Origin of the sequence: Streptomyces anandii JCM 4720 (assembly GCF_014650655.1) — a bacterium.
GTDB classification, from domain to species: Bacteria; Actinomycetota; Actinomycetes; order Streptomycetales; family Streptomycetaceae; genus Streptomyces; species Streptomyces anandii.
Genome location: NZ_BMVJ01000015.1, coordinates 1 through 1,465 on the forward strand (window position 1 = coordinate 1; position 1,465 = coordinate 1,465).

Sequence of the window (1,465 nt, forward strand, 5' to 3'; positions counted from 1 at the left end):
TCGGGTCCGCCGTGACGCCGGAGCGGAAGCCGTTGGTGACGTAGCCGAAGGCGATGCCCGACTCCGGGTCGGCGAAGCCGAGGGAGCCGCCGCGTCCGGGGTGGCCGAAGGAGCCGGGGGCCAGCAGCGGGGACGCGGCGCCGTGCAGCATGTAGCCGAGGCCGAACCGGGTGCCGACCACGAGCACGCGGTCCGGCCCGGCGGAGTGCTCCGCACGGGCCAGTTCCGCCGTCGCCGGTGTGAACAGGCGCGCGCCGCCGTCCACTTCGCCGATGAGCGAGGCGTAGAAGCGGGCGAGTCCGTCGGCGGTGGCGATGCCGTTGGAGGCGGGCGGGACGGCCGCGCGGTAGGCAGGGTCGTTCTCGTCGGGCAGCGGGGTGATCGCGCCGAAGGCGCGCCGGGTGAGCGAGTCCGGGTCGGCGTAGGCCTCGGCGACCGCGCGCTTGGGGCGGGTCCTGAGCGTCTTCAGGCCGCCCGCGGGGCTCGGCGCGTCCACGTGCCCGACCCGGCCGACGCGTCCGGTCTCGCTCACCGGCAGCCCGACCCACAGGTCGGCGCCGGCGGGTCCGGCGATCTCTCGCGCGATCCACTCGCCGATCGGCCGGCCCGTGACCCGGCGGACCAGCTCGCCGGTCAGCCAGCTGTAGGTCTGCGCGTGGTAGCCGTGGTCCGTGCCCGGCTCCCAGGACGGCGCCTGCGCGGCGACCGCCTCGGCGCCGAGCACCGGATCGGCGGCCTGCTCCGGGGTGAGCGGCCGGTCGAGCACGGGCACCCCGGCGCGGTGCGTGAGCAGATGGCGTACGAGGGTGTGCTCCTTGCCCGCCGCCTTGTACTCGGGCCAGTACGTCCCGACCGGCGCGTCCAGGTCCAGTTCGCCGCGCTGGTGCAGCAGCAGGATCACTGCCGCGGCGACGCCCTTGGTCGCCGAGCGCACGATCTGCGCGGTGCCCCGCTCCCAGGGCGCCGAGCCGGGTTCGCCGTCGGCGTCCCGCGTGCCCGCCCACAGGTCTGCGACCTTGCGCCCGTGCCGGTAGACGGCCACGGCCGCGCCCCGCTCGCCCCGCGACGCGAAGTTCTCCGCGAACGCCTCCCCGACCGGCTCGAAGCCCTCGGCCACCGAGCCGTGCACGTCCACGCCCACGTCCGCCGTCCTCTCTGCACTGCCTGCGACAGTGGGTGCAACAAGCGCCTGCCGCCTGCGATTCCTGGGTGCGGCTACCCCAGCACAATCGTTACGTCGATGTTGCCGCGGGTGGCGTTGGAGTACGGGCACACCTCGTGGGCCGCGTCCACCAGCTTGGCCGCCACGTCCGCGTCGAGGACCGGCAGGGAGACGCTGAGGGCCACCGCGAGGCCGTAGCCGCGGTGCTTGTTGGGGCCGATGCCGACCTTGGCGGCGACCGTGGAACCGGTCAGGTCGTAGCCCGCGCGGTTGCCGACCAGGATCAGCGCGTTGTGGAAGCAG

The 1,465-nt window shown here is 74.9% G+C and carries 2 protein-coding genes; both read right to left on the reverse strand.

Going from position 1 to position 1,465, the window contains the following annotated elements:
- The coding region (locus IE249_RS24490; protein WP_189708185.1) for a serine hydrolase domain-containing protein at nt 1-1,135 on the reverse strand (1,135 nt) is incomplete at its 3' end.
- Between the two features lie 80 nt (nt 1,136-1,215).
- Nucleotides 1,216-1,465: OsmC family protein (locus IE249_RS38390; RefSeq protein ID WP_229859203.1), on the reverse strand; the 250-nt coding region annotated here is incomplete at its 5' end.